16 protein-coding genes are annotated in these 23,359 nt (G+C 63.3%); 10 read left to right on the plus strand and 6 right to left on the minus strand.

Annotation, left to right across the window (positions count from 1 at the left end; all coding sequences use genetic code 11):
• The first annotated feature begins 123 nt into the window (after positions 1-123).
• Complete coding sequence (locus tag P0D89_RS02790) at positions 124-1,551, plus strand: DUF1254 domain-containing protein (RefSeq protein ID WP_408360516.1); 1,428 nt, start codon at positions 124-126, stop codon at positions 1,549-1,551.
• A gap of 268 nt (positions 1,552-1,819) precedes the next feature.
• Positions 1,820-5,602 carry a DUF748 domain-containing protein gene (locus P0D89_RS02795; protein ID WP_408360518.1) on the plus strand — a complete coding sequence of 1,261 codons (3,783 nt, stop codon included), beginning with the start codon at positions 1,820-1,822 and terminating at the stop codon, positions 5,600-5,602.
• 3 nt (positions 5,603-5,605) lie between these two features.
• Here the strand turns inward: P0D89_RS02795 and pdxR are convergent, their stop codons facing one another.
• The gene (pdxR, locus tag P0D89_RS02800; protein WP_408360520.1) at positions 5,606-7,153 is read right to left on the minus strand and encodes a MocR-like pyridoxine biosynthesis transcription factor PdxR; all 1,548 of its coding nucleotides are present in this window, start codon (positions 7,151-7,153) and stop codon (positions 5,606-5,608) included.
• 128 nt (positions 7,154-7,281) lie between these two features.
• Between pdxR and P0D89_RS02805 the strand changes: the two genes are divergently transcribed.
• The 8 genes from P0D89_RS02805 (at position 7,282) to P0D89_RS02840 (ending at position 15,991) form a co-directional block, all read left to right on the plus strand.
• Positions 7,282-8,379 carry an ABC transporter ATP-binding protein gene (locus P0D89_RS02805; RefSeq protein ID WP_408360522.1) on the plus strand — a complete coding sequence of 366 codons (1,098 nt, stop codon included), beginning with the start codon at positions 7,282-7,284 and terminating at the stop codon, positions 8,377-8,379.
• A gap of 114 nt (positions 8,380-8,493) precedes the next feature.
• Positions 8,494-9,543, plus strand: coding sequence for an ABC transporter substrate-binding protein (locus tag P0D89_RS02810; RefSeq protein WP_408360524.1), 1,050 nt, complete (start codon positions 8,494-8,496; stop codon positions 9,541-9,543).
• Positions 9,544-9,960: 417 nt separating this feature from the next.
• A complete protein-coding gene (locus tag P0D89_RS02815; RefSeq protein WP_408360549.1) occupies positions 9,961-11,229 on the plus strand; it encodes an ABC transporter permease in 1,269 nt (422 codons plus the stop codon).
• Positions 11,230-11,244: 15 nt separating this feature from the next.
• Positions 11,245-12,084: an ABC transporter permease gene (locus P0D89_RS02820; RefSeq protein WP_408360526.1), complete on the plus strand. Its 840-nt coding sequence runs from the start codon at positions 11,245-11,247 to the stop codon at positions 12,082-12,084.
• A gap of 188 nt (positions 12,085-12,272) precedes the next feature.
• A complete protein-coding gene (locus P0D89_RS02825) occupies positions 12,273-13,352 on the plus strand; it encodes an OmpA family protein (RefSeq protein WP_408360528.1) in 1,080 nt (359 codons plus the stop codon).
• Between the two features lie 91 nt (positions 13,353-13,443).
• Positions 13,444-14,079, plus strand: coding sequence for a response regulator (locus P0D89_RS02830; RefSeq protein ID WP_408360530.1), 636 nt, complete (start codon positions 13,444-13,446; stop codon positions 14,077-14,079).
• A 452-nt stretch (positions 14,080-14,531) separates the two neighbouring features.
• A complete protein-coding gene (locus tag P0D89_RS02835; RefSeq protein WP_408376071.1) occupies positions 14,532-15,038 on the plus strand; it encodes a hypothetical protein in 507 nt (168 codons plus the stop codon).
• Positions 15,035-15,991 carry a hypothetical protein gene (locus P0D89_RS02840; protein WP_408360534.1) on the plus strand — a complete coding sequence of 319 codons (957 nt, stop codon included), beginning with the start codon at positions 15,035-15,037 and terminating at the stop codon, positions 15,989-15,991. Before P0D89_RS02835 ends, P0D89_RS02840 begins: the two co-directional genes overlap by 4 nt.
• Positions 15,992-16,096: 105 nt before the next feature.
• Here P0D89_RS02840 and acnA read toward each other — a convergent pair whose 3' ends face one another.
• The 5 genes from acnA to P0D89_RS02865 all read right to left on the minus strand — a co-directional run bounded on the left by acnA (position 16,097) and on the right by P0D89_RS02865 (position 23,193).
• Positions 16,097-18,814, minus strand: coding sequence for an aconitate hydratase AcnA (acnA, locus tag P0D89_RS02845; RefSeq protein WP_408360536.1), 2,718 nt, complete (start codon positions 18,812-18,814; stop codon positions 16,097-16,099).
• Positions 18,815-18,854: 40 nt separating this feature from the next.
• Positions 18,855-20,306: a bifunctional 2-methylcitrate dehydratase/aconitate hydratase gene (locus tag P0D89_RS02850; RefSeq protein WP_408360538.1), complete on the minus strand. Its 1,452-nt coding sequence runs from the start codon at positions 20,304-20,306 to the stop codon at positions 18,855-18,857.
• A 25-nt stretch (positions 20,307-20,331) separates the two neighbouring features.
• Complete coding sequence (locus P0D89_RS02855) at positions 20,332-20,838, minus strand: hypothetical protein (protein WP_408360540.1); 507 nt, start codon at positions 20,836-20,838, stop codon at positions 20,332-20,334.
• 104 nt (positions 20,839-20,942) lie between these two features.
• Positions 20,943-22,112, minus strand: a complete 1,170-nt coding sequence (gene prpC / locus P0D89_RS02860) for a bifunctional 2-methylcitrate synthase/citrate synthase (RefSeq protein WP_408376072.1) — start codon at positions 22,110-22,112, stop codon at positions 20,943-20,945.
• Between the two features lie 64 nt (positions 22,113-22,176).
• Complete coding sequence (locus P0D89_RS02865) at positions 22,177-23,193, minus strand: HpcH/HpaI aldolase/citrate lyase family protein (RefSeq protein WP_408358314.1); 1,017 nt, start codon at positions 23,191-23,193, stop codon at positions 22,177-22,179.
• Between the last annotated feature and the right edge of the window lie 166 nt (positions 23,194-23,359).

Below are 23,359 nucleotides of genomic sequence, written 5' to 3' on the forward strand. Positions count from 1 at the left end.
AACCCGAAGTTGTCGGCATCGCGAACCGCGGACTGGCTGCGCTGGGCTTTGGGAGACCACGCATGCATGCATCGCTGCGCGCCGGCGTCTCCCATAGGACCGCACGTTCCGCCACCTGAACGAATGATAAAAAATCGCCGAGAACCGTTTTCGATTCACTCGACCTGCGCGTCGCTCGCAGGCCTCGCATTTCTGGCCGGTTGCGCGTCGACTCCGTCCGCAACGACAAAAACCACCGGCTGGATCAAGGATGAAGTCGCCGATTCTTACGTATTCGGCTATCCGCTGGTGCTGATGGGCGTCGCGCGCGACGCGGCGGTCGGCACCGAGCCAGGCCAGGCGCCCCTCAACACGTTGCGTCACGCGCAGGCATTGCCGCCGATCGGCGCTGCGAATCCGCCGCAGCCGAGCATCGACACGCTCGACTCGACCGGCTGGCTCGACCTCGGCAGCGAGCCGGTGATCGTCGCGTTGCCGGATTCGCACAGCCGCTATGTCGATGCCCGCGTGCTCGATATGTGGACCAACGTGGTGTGGTCGACCAGCTCGCAGTTCACGACCGGCGCGAAGGGCATCAAGGCGCAAGCCATCGCGTTCGTCGGCCCTGGCTGGCAGGGCGAACTGCCCGCAGGCGTGAAGCGCGTGGATGTGCCGACCCACAATGCATGGGTGAGCGTGCGCATCCAGTCGAACGGCACGCGCGACCTCGCGGCAATTCGCAAGCTGCAGCGCGCGATTCGCGTCGAGCCGCTGAGCGTCTACACGGGCGACGCAGGCGACGCGGGTGCGGTGCAGGGTGCGCTGCCGCGCGGCAACACCGCCGATACCGCGACGGGCGCCAACCGCACGCCGGCCGCGCAAGTTGCCGCGCTCGACGCGAAGGGCTTCTTCAGCCGTCTCGCGGACGCGTTGCCTGACAATCCGCCGACGCCAGCCGACCCGCATGCGCTGACCATTCTCTCTGACCTCGGTGTAACGCCCGGCGAGCCGGTGAAGCTGCCGAGCGCGTCCGCTGCCATCGCGGCGGGTCTCGCAGACGGTCATGAGCGCGTCGCCACCGCGCCTTCGAATTTGTTGACCGGCAATGGTTGGAGCTGGTTCGGCGACGACGTGGGCAACTACGGTCCCGACTACGCGCTACGCTCGTATGCCGCGAGTGCGCAACTGGGCATCGGCACACGGGACGACGAAGTGCGCGCGGTCGTCACGCAGGACAGCGACGGCCATCCGCTGAACGGCGCCAATCGCTACGTGATCCACTTCGCGCCGAACCAGTTGCCGCCGGTGCGCGGCTTCTGGTCGATCACCGCCTACACCAGGGACGGCGCATTGGGCGAGAGCGCGCCGTCGCGTCTCGCGGTCGGCGACCGCAATGGCGCGCACCGCAATCACGACGGCTCGCTCGACGTGATCGTGTCGTCCACGCGCGCGCGCAACGGTAACTGGTTGCCGGCGCCGCGCACCGATCTGCAACTGGTGTTGCGTCTCTACGCACCGAAGCCACAAGCCACCGATGGCAGCTGGCAGCCGCCGGCCGTCGTGCGTCAATGAAATGTGCCGACCAATGTGTGGCGCGGCGCATTGCGTGTCAGTGAGATGACTGCCACGCGCGCATGACATACCGAATGTCGCATTTCCGCTCGCATCGCTGCGATGGAAATGCCATTGAAATGCGACGGAAATGCGGCGCTAGCTCACGGCCCGAATTCTCAAGCGCAGCTGACATTCCTATCCCACACCACGTTCACGACTTATACTGCCGCTTTGCGGGATTTTCGTTTTCGCGGCGGGCTTGCCGCCGCACTACCCAAAACCGAGCATGGCAAGCCTCAATAAAGCATCATTAGCATCTTCCATGCAGACCGTACGCGAGGTTGCGCAGTCACGTCGTACCCGGCGTGTCCTGATAGGTCTGCTGATCTTTCTCCTTCTGTTCGGTCTGCTGGGCTTTTTCGCGGCACCGCCGTTGATTCGTCACGTCGCCGAGCAGCAGCTCAGCAAGCAACTCGACCGCCCCGCCACGATCGGCCGCATTGCGCTCAATCCCTATACGCTCAGGTTCGAAGCCGATAACGTGCATATCGGCGAGCGCGGCGGAGCGGGCGATTTCGTCGACATCTCGCGGCTCATCGTCAAGCCGTCATGGAGCTCGCTGTTTCGCGGCGCGCCGATCGTCGACGAAGTGCAACTCGACTCGCCGCGCTTTCATATCGTTCGCTACGATGCGCAGCGCTTCAATTTCACCGACCTGATCGAGAAGTTCGCGAGCCAGCCGGCCAAGCCCGAGAGCAAGCCAACACTCTTCTCCGTGTCGAACATTCGCCTCGAAAACGGCCAGATCACGTTCGACGACAAACTGCTCGGCGCGACCCACGTGATCGATCAATGGAAGCTCGGCATTCCGTTCATCGCCACGCTGCCTTCGAAAACCGATATCTTCGTCGAGCCGTTGCTGCGTGCGCGCGTCGACGGCAGTCCGCTTGCGATCGACGGCAGGACCAAACCGTTTGCGGCGTCGCGCGAGTCGGAAGTGTCGTTGCGTTTCGACGGGCTCGACGTGCCGCGTCTGATGTCGTATGCGCCGGCCAAGCTGCCGGTGATCGTGCAGTCCGGCAAGCTGTCCACCGATCTCAAGCTCAACTTCGTGATGTCCAACGACACGCCTACGCTGCGCGTGGCGGGTACCGTCGACCTGAACGATGTGGATGTGCGTGATCATGGCAAGGCGCCGTTCTTCGCGGCGCGCGCGGTGCACGTCGCCGCCGCGACGCTGGAACCGCTGAAGAGCCTTTATCACTTCGACGAGATTCGCATCGACGCACCGAGCGCCAGCCTCGCGCGTGATAAGGACGGTGTGCTGAGCGTCGAGCGGATGTTTGCGCCGGCGCCTGCCGCAGCGGGCGCGGCGGCTGCCGCGGAAAAACAGGCGGCGAGTACACCGGCCGCTGCACCCGGCGCGAAGGAGAACGCCAACGCCAACGAAAAAACACCGGCGCCTCTTGACCTATCGATCAAACGCTTCGTGCTCGACGACGGCACCGTCGACGTGCACGACGCCGCGGCTTCGCGCCCAGTCGATGTCGGCCTGCAAAAACTCGCAGTGACGCTGAACGATTTTTCGACGCTTTCTTCCGCGCCCGCGCACTACACGTTGAACACCGACTTCAAGGACGGCGGCGGTTCGCTCGGCGCCGAGGGCCAGGTGGGTCTCGCCGCGAAGACGGCCAGCGCGAAGCTCGATCTGAAGTCGTTGAAGCTGCCGCTGTTGCAGCCTTATCTCGACACCGCGACCGCCGCGCAAGTGACGGACGGCGCGCTGTCCGTGACGACGAACATCGACGCGAACTGGGCGAAGTCGCAGGTGGCCGTGATGGTCGCCGATACGCAACTGGATCTGCAGTCGCTGAAGCTGGCCGCGCGCGGCGACAAGCAGCCGGTGGTTTCGCTCGAGCAAGGCAGCGTGGTGGTCAAGCAGGTGGATGTGACCGCCCGCACGGCGGATGTCACCAGCGTCGCCACGACCGGCTTGGCGGTCGACGTGCAGCGCCTGAAAGACGGCAGCATCAACCTCGCGTCGCTCGCTGGTCCGCACGAAGCCGCGCAGCAGCGCACCGCGATTCACGCGGCCAAAAAGGCGCACGCCGAAGGGCCCGCGTGGCACTACAAGATCGGCGAGTTGACGCTGAAGGACGCGACCGCCAATTTCACCGACAACACCACGCCGCAGCCGGTGAAGCTGAGCATCACGCCGCTGCAATTGAAGGTGCAGCAGATCAGCGACGACTTGAGCCGTCCGCTGCCGGTCGATCTGCAAGCCACGCTGAACAAGAAGGGCACGCTCGGCGTGAAGGGCGACGTCACCGCGACGCCGCTCAAGCTGGCCGTCAAGGTGAACGCGAACCGCCTCGACGCGGCGGCCTTCGAACCGTACTTCGGCAGCAAGCTGAATGCGGTGATCGCGAGCGCGCTGCTCAATGCGAACGGCGATCTGGCGGTGACTCAGGCGAACGCGTTGAAGGCGAGTTATCACGGTGACATGGCGCTCGTCGACGTGCGGATGCTCGACAAGGCGACCTCGGACCCGTTCGCGGGCTGGGGCTCGCTCGCGTTGTCCAACCTGAAGGCCGACTACGACGAGCACGGCACGGCGGTAGACGCGGGCCGCGTGACCTTCTCGAAGTTCTATGGCCGCGTGCTGCTCGACGCGCAAGGCAAGCTCAACCTGAAGGACGTGGTCGCGCATGAAAGCGGCGCCGCGCAATCGCTCACGCGCGACAAGAGCGGCACCGAGCCGGTGCCGTTGACGCCGCCGGCGGCATCGGAGGTGGCCGCTGCGTCCGCGCCTGCGCAGGCTTCGTCGGCGACACCCGCCGCGCCCGCCACCGTCACGGCCGCCACGCCGCCGCAAAGCCCGGTCAAACTGCACTTCGGCCAACTGGTGCTGCAACAGGGCCGCGTCACGTACACGGACAACTTCATCAAGCCCAACTACACCGCGAACCTGGTCGGCATTCAGGGCACGGTCGGCGCGTTCGGCACGCAATCGACCGCCTCTGCGCCGGTCGACATCGCCGCGAAGCTGGCGGCCAACGGTCCGCTGTCGATTCGCGGCACTGTCAATCCGCTGATCGCGAAACCGGCACTCGATCTGACCGCGAGCGCACACGATATCGAGCTGACCAACCTCACGCCGTATTCGTCGAAATACGCTGGCTATCCGATCACCAAGGGCAAGCTGAACGTCGACCTGCACTACAAGCTCGACAACGATCAGTTGAACGCGGACAACCACCTGTTCATCGACCAGCTCACGTTCGGCGACCACATCGACAACGATACGGCGACCAAGCTGCCGGTGCGTCTCGCGATCTCGCTGCTGAAGAACTCGCGCGGCGAGATCGACGTGAATCTGCCGGTGTCGGGTTCGCTGTCGAATCCCGAGTTCAGCGTCGGCGGCCTGATCTGGCATGCGGTGCTCAATCTGCTGCAGAAAGCGGTGACCGCGCCGTTCTCGCTGATCGGTCACGCGTTCGGCGGCAGCGGCGAGGAGTTGGGCTATGTCGAGTTCGAGCCGGGCTCGGCCAAGCTCACGGACGCCGACACCAAAAAGCTCGACACGATCGTCAAGGCACTCGCCGACAAGCCGTCGATCCGGATGGACCTGATCGGCCGCGTCGACCCTGCAGTCGACGAACCGGCGTTGCGCACCGGCTATGTCGACCGGCTCGTGAAGCAGCAGAAGATCAAGGCCGTGGTGGGCAACGGCGAGAGCGTCGATCTGTCGACCGTGACCGTCGATGCCAAGGATTACGACAAGTATCTGACCCAGGCCTACAAGTCCGCGGACTTCAAGAAGCCACGCAACTTCGTCGGCCTGACCAAGAGCTTGCCGGCCGACGAGATGAAGAGTGCGCTCGCCGCCAACGCGCCGATCGACGACGCCAGCTTGCGCGCGCTTGCGCAACAGCGCGCGCAGAGCGTGCAGCAGTATCTGGACGGCAAGATCGACAGCAGCCGCGTGTTCATCGTCGCGCCGAAGCTGAACGCCGACGGCATCCAGGACAAGGGCGCGACCACGCGCGTGGACTTCGGCTTGAAGTAAGGTTCAGGCCGCGCGCGTCGGCGCCTTCAGCGCGGTTTGCTCGATCACGCGAGCGAGCGTGTCGAACGCGGGGCCGATCCTGTCGTTCGCCACGCACGCATAGCCGAGCAGCAGGCCGCGCCGCGGTGGCGGATCGACGCTGTAGTAGCTCGCGAGCGGCCGCACGATCACGCCGGCATCGAAAGCGGCGGCCGTCACCGCGCGATCGTTCGCGTGATCCGGCAGGCCGAGCACCAGATGCAGGCCGGCTTCGTCGCCCATCACCGGCAGTTCGCTGCCGAAGCGCGCGGTGATCGCGTCGATCAGAATCTGCCTGCGTTCTCCATATAGCGCCCGCATGCGCCGAACGTGCGATGTCAGATGCCCGTCCATGATGAAGTCGGTCATCACCGCCTGCTGCATCAGTTGCCCCTCGCGGTACAGCTCCGCGACACCGGTGCGAAACGTATCCACCAGATGTTCCGGCGCGATCATGTAGCCGATCCGCAGTCCGGGAAACAGCATCTTGCCGAGGCTGCCCACGTAGATCACCTGGCCGGCGTCGTCGAGTCCTTGCAGCGACGCGAGCGGACGGCTGCCGTAGCGGAACTCGCTGTCGTAGTCGTCCTCGATGATCCACACGTTGTGCCGACGCGCGTATTCGAGCAGCGTGCGGCGGCGCGCGAGGCTCATCACCATGCCGAGCGGATATTGATGCGACGGCGTGACGAGCGCGAGACGCGGCGGCTGTTGCAGATCCTGCTCGCGCGGATTCAAACCTTCGTCGTCGACCGGCACCGGCACCAGTGTCACCCCCGACGATTGCAGCACGCTGCGTGCGCCCCAATAGCATGGCTCCTCGACCCATGCGCGATCGCCGACATCGGTCAACAGACGCACCGCGAGGTCGATCGACTGATGGATGCCCGTGGTGATGATGATCTGGTCCGGCGTGCAATTCACCGAGCGCGCGACCCGCAAATAGTCCGACAACGCTCGCCGCAGGGGTCGGTAGCCGCCGCCGGGCGCGTAGGTGAGCAGATCGGGATTGGCTTCTTTCCACAGCCGCGCTTGCAGGCGGCTCCACGTGCGCGCCGGAAATTCCGCGACGTCGGGCACGCCCGGCATGAACGCGCCCCACTGTTTGGCGGACACGCCGGCCTTATCGATCAGGCGTCGTCCGCGAAAGGACAGGTCGTCCAGGCCGCGTTTGGACGGCTTCGGGATTTCCCCAATTAACTGCCCTTGGGCGTCGACACCCGCCACCGCCGGCTTCCTGCGCGCGTTCACCGCGGCGGTGTCTGGCCGCGTGTCGGCGACATACGTGCCGCTGCCGGTGTTCGAGATCACATAACCCTCGGCAGTCAACTGGTCGTAGACGTGCAGCACCGTATTGCGCGCAATGCCGAGGTCCTCGGCAAGCATGCGTGAACTGGGCAGCTTGGTGCCCGGCGGCAGTTGGCCGGTCAGGATGGCCTGCTGCACTACCCGCAACGTCTGCCTGTACAGCGGTTCGGCGGCGCTGCGGTCGAGTCGCGCGGCGAGCCAGTCCGACAAGATCACAGTGTCCAAGTGGTTCCATCCGGAATAATGAAATGGTTCCATATTGTAGAACCGTAACGGTCTATAGTGAGCCACGCAATGGATGCAATCCCGCTGCCGTGCAGGGGGGCTTGCCGGACCGCACAGGAGACGAGGGCATGAAAACCGATGACGTGATCGTCAGCTTTCGAGGTGTACGCAAGACCTACGACGGCGAAACGCTGGTCGTCAAACAGCTCGATCTGGATATCTATCAGGGCGAATTCCTGACGCTGCTCGGGCCGTCCGGCTCAGGCAAGACCACCTGTCTGATGATGTTGGCGGGCTTCGAATTTCCCACTGGCGGCGAGATCTGGCTCGACGGCACGCTGCTCAATACCGTGCCGCCGCACAAGCGCAACATCGGCATGGTGTTTCAGAACTACGCGCTATTCCCGCATCTGACGGTCGAGCAGAACGTCGCGTATCCGTTGACGGTGCGCAAGCATTCGGCCGAAGAGCGCGCGCATCGCACCCACAACGCGCTGAAAATGGTGCGCATGGAGAGCTTCGCGAAGCGCTATCCGGCGCAGCTGTCCGGCGGCCAGCAGCAGCGCATCGCGCTCGCGCGGGCACTGGTGTTCGAACCGAAGCTCGTGCTGATGGACGAGCCGCTCGGCGCGCTGGACAAGCAGTTGCGCGAACACATGCAGTACGAACTTAAATCATTGCACGAGAAGCTCGGCGTCACGTTCGTGTACGTCACGCACGATCAGGGCGAGGCGCTCACCATGTCCGACCGCGTCGCCGTGTTCGACAAAGGCATCGTGCAGCAGCTCGATACCGTCGACCGGCTCTACGAATCACCGTGCAACGAGTTCGTCGCGAACTTCATCGGCGACAGCAACAAGCTGCGCGGCACGATCGCGAATGTCGAAGGCGAGTATTGCGAGATTCACCTGAGCGACGGCACGCGTTTGACGGGGCGCAATATCGGCGGCGCGCGGGCGGGCTCGCCGGCGATCGCCTGCATCCGGCCCGAGCGCATGAAGCTCGCGAACGGGTCGACGCGGCCCGGCGCCAACGCACTCAGCGGCGAAGCGCGCGGGCTGATCTATTTCGGCGACCACGTGCGCATGCGCTGCGGTGTGCGGGAGCAGGACGAGTGTTTCGTCAAGGTGCCGCTCGGCACCGACATGCTCGACACCTTCGCGCCCGGCGCGCCGGTCGCGCTGGAGTTCGCGCCAGAGCATCTGCGGGTGTTCGCGGGAGCATGAAGGCGTCGAATGCGTAGCGGTTCGAGGTTCGACGCAGGCAGGGCAAGTCAGCAGCACATAACAAGTCGCACTGTACTCAGCTTGATGCACACCACCAAAGGAGAGCAACACACCATGAACAAGATCGGGAAATCGCGCTGCGCCATCGCTGTCGGTGCTGTCGCGCTCGCGCTGGGCGCCGCGCAGGTCAACGCAGCCGAACTGACGGTCGTCAACTTCGGCGGCGCGAATGGCGATGCGCAGAAGGCCGCGTTCAACCAGCCGTTCGAGTCGCAAACCGGCAATAAGGTGACGGCTGTCGAATACAACGGCGAGCAGGCCAAAGTGAAGTCGATGGTCGAAGCCAAGCATGTGAACTGGGACGTGGTGGAAGTCGAGTCGGGCGATCTCGGCCGGGGCTGCGATGAAGGGCTGTACGAAAAGCTCGACTGGTCGAAGATCGGCAAGAAGTCGGATCTGATTCCCGAGGCTCCGCAAACTTGCGGCGTCGGTTTCTTCGTGTGGTCGACGGCGCTCGCGTATAACGCCGACAAGCTGAAAACCGCCCCGACCGGCTGGGTCGATTTCTGGGACGTGAAGAAATTCCCCGGCAAGCGCGCGATGCGCAAGGGTGCGCGCTACAACCTCGAATTCGCGCTGATGGCTGATGGCGTGCCGCCTAAGGATGTCTACAAGGTGCTCGCCACCAAGGAAGGCCAGGACCGCGCGTTCAAGAAGCTCGACGAGTTGAAGCCGAACATCCAGTGGTGGGAAGCGGGCGCGCAGCCGCCGCAGTTTCTCGTCGCGGGCGACGTGGTGATGTCCACCGCGTACAACGGCCGGATCGATGCGGCGCAGCGGGAAGGGAAGAACCTCAAGGTGGTGTGGAACGGCAGCATCTACGACCTCGACTATTGGGCGATTCCGAAGGGCTCGCCGAACAAGGCGCTCGCCGAGAAGTACATCGCTTATTCGTTGTCGCCGAAGCCGCAGCAGGATTACGCGCATCACATCGCCTATGGTCCGGTGAATGTGGTGGCGATCAAGTCGCTCGATGCGAAGACGCTCGCGGATCTGCCGAATTCGCCGGCCAATGGTAAGAACGCGGTGCTGCAGAATCTGACGTTCTGGACCGATCATGGCGATGAGCTGGAGCAGCGGTTTTCGTCGTGGGCTTCGAAGTGAGGGGAGAGCAGGGTAGGCGCTAAAGCGCTGGCTCTGGATCGACCGCTTTGGATGAGACCGTAGTAAGTGCTGAAGCATGGGACCGGAGTAGGCGCTAAAGCGCCAACTCCGGATCGACACGCTGAAGCGCTAACTCTGGTCGACAGCTTTGCATGGGACCAGAGTAAGTGCTGAAGCATGGGACCGGAGTAGGCGCTAAAGCGCCAACACCGGATCGACACGCTAAAGCGCTAACTACGATCGACAGCTTTGCATGGGACCAGAGTAAGTGCTGAAGCATGGGACCGGAGTAGGCGCTAAAGCGCCAACTCCGGATCGACACGCTAAAGCGCTAACTCTGGTCGACAGCTTTGCATGGGACCAGAGTAAGCGCTAAAGCGCTAACTCTGGTCGACAAAGGAGACAGGTGTGACCACGATGACGATCGCCGCCGATTCGACGCCTGATTCAACCGGCCGGCTCAAGCGCGAACTGAAGGCCGCGGAATCCAGAAAGCGCGCGATGGCGCTGCTGCTGATCGCACCGCTCGCGATTTTCCTGCTGCTGATCTTCGTCGTGCCGATCGGCACGCTGCTGACCCGCGCCGCCCAGAATCCCGAAGTCGCCAAAGCATTGCCGCATACGCTGAGCGCATTGAGCGGCTGGGACCGTAAAACGCCGCCGCCGGACGCCGCGTTCGCCGCGCTCGCCACCGACCTCACCGCGGTCGCCGATAGCGACGGCATGGGCGCGCTCGCGCGGCGCCTGAACGTGGAAATCCCGGGCTATCGCTCGCTGGTCGCGAAGTCCGCGCACGCGATGCCGTTCGTCGACGACAACAGCAAGCCCCTGCAACTGACGCCCCCCCAGGTGCGCGCGAAGTTCGTCGAACTGGACGAACGCTGGAACGACATCGTGTACTGGCAGGCCATTGCGAAAAATGCCGGCACGTTTTCGCCGTTCTATCTGCTGGCTTCGCTGGATCACAAGCAGGACGCGTTCGGCCGCATCATTCCGACCGATCCCGACCAGCAGATCTACCTGAAGGTGTTCAGCCGAACGTTCGTGATCGGCGCGGTCGTGACCTTGTTCACGCTGCTGCTCGGCTATCCGCTCGCGTACTGGATCTCGACGCTGTCCGAGCGTCGCGCGAATCTGGTGATGATTCTCGTGCTGATTCCGTTCTGGACATCGATCCTCGTGCGCGTGGCCGCGTGGATCGTGATCCTGCAAAGCGAAGGCCTGGTGAATAAGGCGCTGATCGCGAGCGGCCTCCTGCACGATCCGCTTGCGCTGCTGTTCAACCGCACCGGCGTGTACATTTCGATGACGCACATTCTGCTGCCGTTCATGATCCTGCCGCTGTATAGCGTGATGAAGTCGATTCCGCCCACCTATCAGCGCGCCGCGGTGTCGCTCGGCAGCCATCCGTTCGCCGCGTTCTGGCGCGTGTACGTGCCGCAAACCTATCCGGGCATCGGCGCGGGCGCGCTGCTGGTGTTCATTCTGGCGATCGGCTACTACATCACGCCCGCGTTGCTTGGCGGACCGAACGATCAGATGGTCAGCTACTACGTCGCGTACTTCACCAACGTGACCATCAACTGGGGCATGGCGTGCGCGCTGGGCGGCCTGCTGCTGGCCGCAACCCTCGTGCTGTACGTGATCTATGGACGCTTCACGCGTTCGTCATTGAGCCTCGGCTGAACGGAGCGCATTGCGATGAAACTTGCCAAGCCCCTGTTCGCACCGCATACGTCGCTGGTCGAACGCGTATGGTATTTCGCGTTGCGCGTGCTCGTCGTGCTGACGCTGCTGTACCTGATCCTGCCCGTGCTGGCGATCGTGCCGCTGTCGTTTTCGTCGAGCACGTTTCTGGTGTATCCGATTCCGGGCTGGTCGCTGCGCTGGTATCAGAACCTGGTCGCGTCCGACGAGTGGCGCATGGCCGCGAAGAACAGCTTCATCGTCGCGCCGTCGGCGACGGCGGTCGCGACCGTGCTCGGCACGCTGGCGGCAATCGGCCTGACCAAGGCCAACTTCCGCGGCAAAGGCCTGCTGATGGCGATCCTGATCTCGCCGATGATCGTGCCGGTGGTGGTGGTCGGCGTCGGCATGTATCTGTTCTTCGCACCGCTGGGGCTCGCCAATACCTACATCGGCCTGATCCTCGCGCATGCGTCGCTCGGCGTGCCGTTCGTCGTGACGACGGTGGCCGCCACGTTGCAGGGTTTCAACTACAACCTGGTACGCGCGAGCCTGTCGCTGGGAGCGAATCCGGTCAAGACGTTTTTCCGCATCACGTTGCCGGTCATCGCGCCGGGCGTGATTTCGGGCGCGCTGTTCGCGTTCGCGACTTCATTCGACGAAGTGGTGGTGACGCTGTTCCTCGCGGGCGCGGATCAAACCACGCTGCCGCGGCAGATGTTTACCGGCATCCGCGAGAACATCAGCCCGACCATCGCCGCGCTGGCCACGATCCTGATCATTTTTTCGACCTCTCTGTTGCTCGCGCTCGAATGGCTGCGCGGACGCAATGCGGCGCGGGCGGTCAGGGCTTGAGCGGGGCCCAGGCTCGGCTCAAGCGGCGCCCCGAGCGAAGCCCGAGCGGGGATTTCGTCCGATTCCCCGCTCGCATCGCGAGGGGCAAACTCTCCGCGCGATTCTAAGATTTTTCCCATTCCCGATGGGGTTGCTGGTCTGCATACTCTGAGCCTTCCATAGAAAGATGCGCTCGACGCACCCAGGCCATGAAATTCCAGCTAACGGCGCTTGCGTGTGCGTTGGCATTAACCGGTTGCGCGGACCATGACGCGCGGGAGCGGCTCGGCATTGAAGATGCGAGCGTGCTGAAAACCGGCATCGGCGCCCTTCAGAACGAAGCGGCGGGCGCGGTCAATCCGCAATGGGTCAACGCCTACGCGTCGATTAAAGGCAGCAGCGCCACGCTGGACTCGTTACAGGTGCAGCTCGATCAAACGTCGGGCGAGCAAGCCGACTACTTCCACGCGAAGGCCCAATGCTGGATCAATGCCGCTCGTCAGGCGCGCGACGCGCACGACAACTGGGGCTTCGTCGAAGAAGCGATCGGCCAGGCGGCCTACATCACGATGAACGTCGCGCGCGGCACACCCATCTCCGCAGTCAATCCGGCGCTACGCACCGTGTCGATGGTGCGCCCCGATCTGTGGAAGATCGTCAACACAATCAAGGCCGACTCCGAGGTGGTCCACTGTCTGCCGGCGCAAGCGCCGCTCGCGTGTGCCGAAGTCGGGCTGATGCAAGCTGGGCACGACGCGTGGATACGCAGCTTTGCCAACGCCGAGAGGCGCTTGCCGGAAGTGCAGGAGAACCTGCGCAAGTCGGCGCAGGCCGCGCTGCAATGTAGAGAGGCGCAGCAGACCGCATCGCCCCAGGCTACGCCGGCACCGCAAGCAATTACGCTGCGAGCCGACTCCCTGTTCCGCTTCGACGGCGCAGCCGTTGCAGCGATATTGCCCGGCGGCAAACGCCGGCTCGATGCATTGGCAGTCGATCTGAAGAAGCAGCCCGTCACACGCACGCTGAAGATCACCGGCTACACCGACCGCCTCGGCGACGACGCCTACAACCTGCGTCTGTCGTGGTCGCGGGCGCGGACCGTCGAGCAGTATCTGCGAACACGTGGTGTGACATTACCGGTCATTGCGCAGGGTCAAGGCAGCGCGAATCAGCGGGTCGACTGTCGCCAAACGAAGCGCGACGAGTTGGTACGGTGCCTTGCGCCGAACCGGCGGGTTGTCATCGAGCTTGCAGACCAAGCCTCGTTGGACCGCTCTGCCGACAATTAAAAGGAGCAGGCGCGAGGCTCGACACAACTTCAAACCGCGCAATGACAAGAACCGATGCAGCGGGGAATGGTTTCAAAGGGGGATGCACAACATGTCAACTATTCTGGTTATCGACGACCACCCGGCATTCCGGATGGTCATCAAGATGCAGCTCATGCAATTGCTGGGTATCGAGGAAGTCATCGAGGCCGACAACGGACAGACCGCCGTCGAAATGGCCCGGCAACGCACGCCGAGTCTGGCGATACTGGATCTCGACATTCCGCGCATCAGCGGGCTCGACGTGATTCCACGGCTCAAGCTCGTCCATCCGTCGATCCGCGTACTGGTGCTGTCGGGGCACGACCCCGCCACGTTCGCGCCGCGCGCGATGCGCTCCGGCGTTCACGGTTTTGTCGGCAAGTCGCAGGAAATGAAGGAGATCATGCGGGGCGTGGAGGCCGTGCTCGCCGGCTATACCGTGTTCCCGGTGACGTCCGCCGGCGGCATGGTGCCCACGATCAACGCGGCGGCGGATGAAGAGGCGCGGGTGAGGATGCTGTCGGACAAGGAACTGGTGATCCTGCAGATGCTCTCGAAAGGCATGTCGAACAAGGCGATCGGCGACGCGCTGTTCGTCAGCGACAAAACCGTGAGCACCTACAAAAGCCGTATTCAGGAAAAGCTCGGGCTTTCGTCGTTGGCGGCGCTGATCGAGTTTGCTTCGCTGCATAAGTTGATCGATTAATTTTGCGGGCTATGAACGATATGGGCCTGCTAGGTTCCGCTGTGGGGGCAAGCCGTCGTGCGGCGGGCTTCGTCGACAGTCTTTCTCCTCCTCATACCCGCCGCGAGTGGCAGGCTGCAATCCGTCTGGCGACGTTGTCGGGTTGTCTCTTTGCATTCGCATTGCTGTGGATGTTTTCGACACGCGCCAACGCGGCGCCGTCAACTGGCCGCACGCCGCAAGTCGTGCTCACTGATGATTCGCGTCGTGCAGCGGCGTCGGCCGCGCACGTTGTGGCAAGCAGCCTTGAGCACACGGTCCGTGACGCCGGGTCGCATGCAAGCGGCGGTTTTGATGCGGCCTCTGCGTCTGCTTCGAATGGCAATAGACCCACCCTCTTTGACGAGTCGGGACAGCGCTCGCGGAGCGCGGCAATCGCACGGCAGCCTTGGTTATGGGCGCTGTCGAGCGCGGTGGTCGTCGCGTTGATCGGCACGTGCCTGTTGCGAGCAGCGTTGCGGCGAGCGACTGGACAATGCCAAGCAATCACGAACGAGCGGGCTTGCCGCTGCGAATTAACGGAAGCCGCCGAATCCGCCCACCCCACCGAACCCGAACACGAACACGAACACGAACACGAACCCTTCGAACAAAGTTACCTGGACGCACTATCCGGAGAAGGCATCGACCTACCCGCGTTCCTGACCGGCTGGCGCCGTGCGATGGACGACGACCTGTACGCCTTGGCTAGCGCATTGCATTGCCAGCGTGATCCCATTCATGTATGTGGCCTGCTGCACCGATTGAGCGGCGCGGTCGGGCTCGTCGGCGCGCGTGGTTTGATGGAGGCGTTGCGCCGCGCGAGTGTTTCTCCACTGGACCATGACACCGGCTTGATAGAGGCGTTGATTCACCGCGCCAGGAACCTGGTCAAACAACTCGAGACGTCGCATCTAGCACGTCGGAACAGCCAGCCATGAATCGACCGCTGGCCTTGATTCAAGGCAATCTGGCGCTCCCGAATGCGCGGTTGCTGCGTGGTTTGCCACCGCCTTACGGCGTGTACCGCTGGCCGCCGCGAAACGCGGCGCAACGTCGGCCGCAACCGGCGGCAGTCATCGCGGCGCATCAGGTGATTCGGGACGTTGCGCGGCGCAACTCGCCACAGGAACGTCGCATTCCGTTTGCGCCGGGACAAAGGTCCCGCTTCTTCTACAAGCTGCCGAAGCCACGCGACAATTCCTCCTGTTTCGATGCGCAAATGGACGAATCCAGGCACTACCTCGAGATGAGGATGACGCGCTGGTATTCCTCCCGTGCGGATCGAATTTTGGGGGGAGTGATCTTTGTGGCTTGCAGCATTGCGCTCGCATGGTTGTTGACGACCACGGCGGCGCATGACGCCGACAAGAGGGCAACGATGGCGATAGCGCGGTCGTCTGTGGCGATGCCGGGCGCGGCGCAGCCGTCCGTTGAAGTCGCGCTGAAGCCCGCGCGGAGCGCGCGAGCGGCGGCCCCGACGCCAAAGGCCGTGCTCCGAAGCGAGCCCAGACCGCCGCTACAAGCACTGCGTCCAGCCAAGCCCAACGCCAACAACAAATCAACGTCCACGCGTCCAGGCGAATCGCAGTTCGACGAACATCGCGCAGCAACCGTGACGATTCGCCCGGCCATACGTTCTGCCGCATCGATGCAACCCGAATGGCCCCCACGCCCATCGCCTGACGCTGCCGCCGCCGACCGTGAAGCCATCGACCAGGCCGCATGGCTCGACTGGACCATCGCGCAGCAACACCACCGCCGCACGAGCGTCACCACGCGGGCAAACACAAGCGCGCCTGCATCAAACGACACCGACTGGAACGCCCACATGACGCAGCGCCGAATCACCGACAACCCGTCCGTCTTTGCGACGCCCAGCGCTCAAAACTGAGCGGCAAAAAAAAGCCCGACCAAAGGTCGGGCTTCAAAATCGGCTGCGCCCTCCACAGGACGCAGCCCCTGCAAAACAGCCAAGCCGTTTGCTTTACCGCCGAGCTTAAGCAGCCAGCAGCGAACGCAGCACGAACGGCAGAATCCCGCCGTGCTTGTAGTAGTCGACTTCAATCGGCGTGTCGATGCGCAGCAGCACTTGCACGCGCTTCTCGCTGCCGTCCTTGCCGCGAATCACCAGCGTCACTTCCTGTTGCGGCTTGAAGTCCGCGCCCAGGCCTTCGATGTCGTAAGTTTCTTCGCCGGTGATGCCGAGCGACTGCACGCTATCCGAGCCCTTGAACTGCAGCGGCAGAACGCCCATGCCGACCAGGTTCGAACGGTGGATCCGCTCGAAGCTGCGTGCAACCACGGCCTTCACGCCCAGCAGTTGCGTACCCTTCGCAGCCCAGTCACGCGACGAGCCCGTGCCGTACTCTTCGCCCGCGAACACAACGGTCGGCGTGCCGGCGTCGATGTACTTCATCGCTGCGTCATAGATCGACTGTTGTTCGCCGCTCGGCTGGTGAATCGTCAGGCCGCCTTCGACGCGCGAGCCGTCTGCCTTTGCCGGGATCATCAGGTTCTTGATCCGGACGTTCGCGAACGTGCCGCGCATCATCACGTCGTGGTTGCCGCGGCGCGAGCCGTAGCTGTTGAAGTCGGCCTTCTGCACGCCGTTTTCCTTCAGCCACTTGCCTGCCGGCGAGTCTTCCTTGATCGAGCCTGCCGGGCTGATGTGGTCGGTCGTGACCGAGTCACCGAAGATGCCCAGTGCGCGCGCGTTCTTGACCGGTGCGATGCTGTCGGCCGGCGTCATCGAGAAGTCCTTGCCGAAGAACGGCGGCTCCGCGATGTAGGTCGACTTCGGCCAGTCGTAGACCTGACCTTCTTCGCCTTCGATCTTGCTCCACAGGTCGCCCTTCTTGGTGAGCTGCGCGTAGTTCTTGCGGAACGCTTCCGCGTCCAGCGCGAACTTGAGCAGTTCGTTGACTTCTTCGCTGGTCGGCCAGATGTCGCCCAGGTAGATGTCCTTACCGCCCTTGCCCTTGCCGACCGGTTCGGTCATCAGGTCGCGCGTGATGTTGCCGGCGATCGCGTAAGCGACGACCAGCGGCGGCGAGGCCAGGAAGTTCGCGCGGATGTTCGGGTGAATACGCGCTTCGAAGTTACGGTTGCCCGACAGCACCGCTGCGGCGACGATGTCGTTCTTCGTGATCGCTTCGTTCAGTTCGGGCGTCAGGTCGCCGGCGTTGCCGATACAGGTCGTGCAACCGTAAGCGGCCAGCGTGAAGCCGAGCTTGTCGAGGTACTTCAGCAGGTCGGTCTTGGTCAGGTATTCGGTGACGATACGCGATCCCGGAGCCAGCGACGTCTTGATGTGCGGAGCGACCGTCAGGCCGGCTTCGACGGCCTTCTTCGCCAGCAGGCCGGCGGCCAGCAGCACGCTCGGGTTCGACGTGTTCGTGCACGACGTGATCGCGGCGATCAGCACGTCGCCGTTCTTCACGTCCACGCCGTTGCTCGTCGTGTATTGCGCGTCCAGATCGGCTTCCTTCTTCGCAAAGCCGTTTTCCGCGACCGGCTTCGAGAACAGGTCGCTGAAGGTCGACTTCACATTGCCGATTTCGATACGGTCTTGCGGACGCTTCGGACCGGCCAGCGACGGAGCTACCGTGCCCAGATCCAGCGTGACGACCTTCGTGAAGTCGATGTCGCCTTCCTTCGGAACGCCGAACAGGTTCTGCGCCTTGAAGTAGTTCTGGAACGCCGAGATTTCCGCGTCGGTGCGGCCCGTGCCCTTGAAGTAGTCGATGGTCTTTTCGTCGACCGGGAAGAAGCCCATCGTTGCGCCGTATTCCGGCGCCATGTTGCCGATCGTTGCGCGGTCCGGCAGCGACAGCGAGCGCGTGCCTTCGCCGAAGAACTCGACGAATTTGCCGACGACCTTTTCCTTGCGCAGCAGTTCGGTGATGGTCAGCACCAGGTCGGTGGCCGTCACGCCTTCGCGCAGCTTGCCCTTCAGGTTCACGCCGACCACGTCCGGCGTCAGGAAGTACACCGGCTGGCCGAGCATGCCGGCTTCAGCCTCGATGCCGCCCACGCCCCAGCCCACCACGCCGATGCCGTTGATCATCGTGGTGTGGCTGTCGGTGCCGACCAGCGTATCCGGGTAGTACACCGTGTCCGTGCCGTCAGCCTTCTTGTGCACGCCGCGTGCTAGGTATTCCAGGTTCACCTGGTGAACGATGCCGACGCCCGGCGGCACGACCTTGAACGTGTCGAATGCCTGCATGCCCCACTTCATGAACTGGTAGCGCTCGTTGTTGCGCTGGAATTCCAGTTTCATGTTCAGGTCGAGCGCGTTCTTTTCACGGAAGTGATCGATCTGCACCGAGTGGTCGACGACCAGATCGACCGGGACCAGCGGCTCGATCGACTTCGGGTTCTTGCCCGCGCGCTGCGCGACACCGCGCATTGCAGCGATGTCGGCGAGCAGCGGCACGCCGGTGAAGTCCTGCAGCACGACGCGCGACACGACGAACGGGATTTCGTCGACGCGGCTGGCGGTCGGCTTCCAGTTCGCCAGTTGCGTGATGTGTTCTTCGGCGATCTTCTTGCCGTCATAGTTGCGCAGCACCGATTCCAGCACGATACGGATCGAAACCGGCAGGCGGTCGATCTTGATGTTCAGTGCCTTGCCGAGTTGCGGCAGGGAGTAGAACTTGCCTTTGCCGGAACCGCTGTCGAATTCCTTGAGCGTTTTGTGGAGGTTGTGGGCCATGGTGTTTTCCTTGGTTTGATCGCGGAACTACAGTACTTGACTAAATGACGTACAGATCGACGTATTCATTGACCGGCATGGCTTCGAGCCTTGCCTGATCGAGCGACACGCCGAGAATCGCCAGTTGTTGCTTGACCGGAAAGCGCCGCGCGAGGTTAGTCCTGAACTTCTCGACCAGCAACGGAATCCCGTCCTCGCGACGGCGCTTGTGACCGATCGGGTATTCGACTACGACTTCATCGAACTTCGATCCGTCGTTGAATTCGATCGTCAGTGCATTGGCGATCGAACGCTTCTCCGGATCGTGGTAATCCTTCGTGAACTGCGCGTCTTCGACACATTCCATCTTTGCGCGCAGCACATCGATACGCGCGTCCTGCGCGATCGAATCTTCGTAATCCGCGGCCGTCAGGCGGCCGTGGATCAACGGCACGGCGATCATGTACTGGATGCAATGATCGCGGTCGGCCGGGTTGTTCAGCGGGCCTTTCTTGTCGATGATGCGGATCGCGGCTTCGTGGGTGCGTATCGTGATCCTGCTGATGTCTTCCACACGCTTGGCCGCCGAGATCAATTGCGCGTGCAGCGCGAGCGCGGCTTCCACGGCGGTTTGGGCGTGGAATTCGGCCGGAAACGAGATCTTGAACAGCACGTTCTCCATCACGTACGAGCCGTACGGACGCTGAAATCTGAACGCGTTGCCCTTGAACAGCACGTCGTAGAAGCCCCACGTCTTCGCGCTCAGCACCGACGGATAGCCCATTTCGCCGGTCTTCGAAATCAGCGCGAGGCGCACGGCGCGCGAAGTCGCATCGCCCGCGGCCCACGACTTGCGCGAACCGGTGTTCGGCGCGTGGCGATAGGTGCGCAGCGCGTGCCCGTCGACGAACGCCTGCGACACCGCATTGATCAATTCGTCGCGCGTGAGGCCGATCAGCTGACCGGCCACGGCCGTCGACGCCAGTTTCACCAGCAATACATGATCGAGCCCGACCTTGTTGAAGGAGTTTTCGAGCGCGATACAGCCTTGAATTTCGTGCGCCTTGATCATTGCGATCAACACGTCTTTCATCGTCAGCGGCGCTTTGCCCGCTGCGATGGCACTGCGCGTGAGCCAGTCGGCTGTCGCCAGAATTGCGCCGAGGTTATCCGAAGGATGACCCCATTCGGCGGCGAGCCACGTGTCGTTGAAGTCGAGCCAGCGGATCATCGCGCCGATGTTGAAGGCGGCCTGAACCGGGTCCAGCTGGAACGACGTACCCGGCACCTTCGCGCCGTTGGGGACGATCGTGCCCGGCACGATCGGTCCCATCAGCTTGGTGCAGGCCGGGTAGGTGAGCGCCTCGAGTCCGCAGCCGAGCGTATCGATCAGGCAGTGACGCGCGGTTTCCAGCGCGAGCGTGCTGTCGATCTGAAAATCCAGAACGTAGTCGACGATATCGACGAGGACGGAGTCCGGGTCGGGTCGCACGTTGGAAATCGGAGCAGACATCGGGGAGCGTTCCTGATGGCGGTGGTCAGTTGCTGGTCTTGTTGACTGCATTCGATTGCGTCGGAGCCGGCGCGCCTTGCTCCATGGCCACCGTCTTGCATTCGTCGGCCAGACGCGAGCTGTCCTTGTCCTGGAACAGCATGGCCTTGGTCGGGATCACGACGAGATCCATGCCGGTTGCGGCGTCGTGGAAACGGTCCGCACCCGTGGTGGTCGCTTCGCGCGGCAGATTGTAGTTTTTGTTCGCCCAGTGAACCGTGACGATCTGGTCACGCTTCATGTCGCCCTTCATTTCGAAAGCGAGACCGTCCTTGCACGACCACTTTTCCGCGCCTTCCGGCATCGGATCGACCTTCGCTTCCTTGGCGGGATTTTCCTTGCGCTTGATCAGGCGGCGCGGCTGCGGCCGTTTCGCGACAGCCTTGGCGGCGGGCGTCGTGGTGGTCGCCGGTTGTGCGACGGCGTCGGTCGAGACGGACAGCATTGTCGTGGACAGGGCGCCAATCACGGCAGCGATCATCAGCTTTTTCATGGAGAAAACCTTTCTATCTAATTTCAGTTAAACATTGCGCGGGCTACCGGTCCTGGCGACCGCGCGGGTTGAACTGCACGCGCTCAGAAAGCGCACAGCGACCGCTATTTTCTCCTATTTAGCGGCAGGTACTTCAAATTCTCGGGTCCGGTGTAATTCGCGCTCGGCCGGATGATCTTGTTGTCGATGCGCTGCTCGATGATGTGCGCGCTCCAGCCGGCCGTGCGCGAGATCACGAACAGCGGCGTGAACATCGCCGTCGGCACGCCCATCATGTGATACGAAACCGCGCTGAACCAGTCCAGATTCGGGAACATCTTCTTCGCTTCCCACATCACCGATTCGAGCCGCTCGGCAATCGCGAACAGCTTGGTGTTGCCCGCTTCCTTCGAGAGCTTCTTCGCGACTTCCTTGATGACCTTGTTGCGCGGGTCGGAGATCGTGTACACCGGATGGCCGAAGCCGATCACCACTTCCTTGTTCTCGACCCGGCGGCGGATGTCCGCCTCGGCTTCGTCAGGCGTCTGGTAGCGCGACTGGATCTCGAACGCGGCCTCGTTGGCGCCGCCGTGCTTCGGGCCGCGCAGCGCGCCGATCGCGCCGGTGATCGCCGAATGGATGTCCGAGCCCGTGCCCGCGATCACTCGGCCGGTGAAGGTCGACGCGTTGAACTCATGCTCCGCGTACAGGTTCAGCGACACGTGCATCGCGTCGACCCACGACTTCGACGGCGCCACGCCGTGCAGCAGATGCAGGAAGTGGCCGCCGATCGAATCGTCGTCGGTTTCCACCTCGATGCGCTTGCCGTTGTGCGAATAGTGGTACCAGTACAGCAGCATCGAACCGAGCGAGGCCATCAGCTTGTCGGCGATGTCGCGCGCGCCCGACAGGTTGTGATCGTCCTTCTCCGGCAGCACGGTGCCGAGCACCGACACGCCGGTGCGCATCACGTCCATCGGATGCGCGGCGGCGGGGATCCATTCGAGCGCGGCCTTGACGTTCGCGGGCAGGCCGCGCAAGCCTTTGAGCTTCGTCTTGTAGGCGGTCAGTTCGGCCTGGGTCGGCAGCTTTTCGTGGACCAGCAGATACGCGATCTCTTCGAATTCGCACGCGCTCGCGATGTCGAGAATGTCGTAGCCGCGGTAGTGCAAGTCATTGCCGGTCTTGCCGACCGTGCACAGCGCGGTGTTGCCCGCCGTTACGCCCGACAGGGCGACGGATTTCTTCGGTTTGAAGCCGCTTTGTGCGCCAGCGGCTTGCGTCGTCTCACTCATCTCCCGCCTTCTCCTGTATGCCTGCTGCTAGCTGCTGCGTGAATTGCTGTCTGAGCCATCGCGCTCACGATGCCGACTGTCCGTTAGCGCCCACTTCCGCGAACAGCGGCGCGGCCTCTTGCGGAACGGCGCGGCCCGTGGTTTGCGCGCGGCGCAGCACCGACCAGTAATAGCGGTAGCTCGCGCGGTCGTGCAACGTGTCGTGATGGCGCGTCGGTCCCCAGTGCGCGGACTGCGCAGCCAGCAGGATTTCGGCCGCCGTGGCGATTTCTTCGTCGCGCGGGGCGAACGCGGCGACGATCGCCTCGATCTGCGCCGGGTGAATGCTCCACATCCGCGTGTAGCCGAACTCGTTGCGAGCGCGCGCGGCGTCGTTCGCGACCACGCGCATGTCGCGCACTTCCGTGCTGACGTTGTGCGACGGCACTTTGCCGTGCGCATGGCAGGCCGCCGAGATTTCCAGCTTCGCGCGCCGCACCAGCGGATGATCGAACTGGCCCGGCGAGCGCATCGCGGTATCGGGAATCGCGCCGTCGTGCGCGGAAACGAAATCCATCAGGCCGAAGCTCAGTGCTTCGACGCCCGGCAGTGCGGCCAGGTCGAACACGCGCGTGAGCGCGCCGTGGGTTTCGACCAGCAGTTGCACCGGCACCGGTTGCGCGATGCCCAGTTCGCGCCGCGTCGCCTCGATGAACGCGACCATTTCGGCGGCATCGGGGACGTGGCGGATTTTCGGCAGAGTGATGTAAGCAGGTGCTCGCTTCGCGGCGCGCAGGATCAGACGCACGTCGTCACGCCAATGCGGGTGGTCGAAGTCGTGAATGCGCACGCCGACGCGGCCGAAGCGGTCATGCTCGCTGCCGAGCAGCGACGCGACCAGCTCCGCATGTTCCGCCTCGCGGCCGACTTGCGCGCCGTCTTCGCAATCGAGCGTGATGTCGAATACCGGCCCCAGTTGCTGCTGCAACGTGAGCGATTTCAGCATCAGCTTTTCGCTGCCGGCGTAGTGATCGCAGGCAGGCAGCACAGCGGGCGGCACTTCGCCGTCAAACAGCACTTCGGCGGGTGTGAGGGCGCGCATCTTCGGCGTCAGGGGCGTGGGTGGTGATTAGAGAAAATCTGATTCGGTCGCGTTCTGTCCGGCCACCGTGGGGTGGTAACAAAACGCGTTCGGATCAGCGGTGAAACACTGCATTCGCGCGAAAAAAACCGGAACCCGCCGCGGTGACGCTACGGAGTTCCGGTTC

It is taken from the genome of Paraburkholderia sp. RL18-085-BIA-A (assembly GCF_046027075.1).
Taxonomy (GTDB): domain Bacteria; phylum Pseudomonadota; class Gammaproteobacteria; order Burkholderiales; family Burkholderiaceae; genus Paraburkholderia.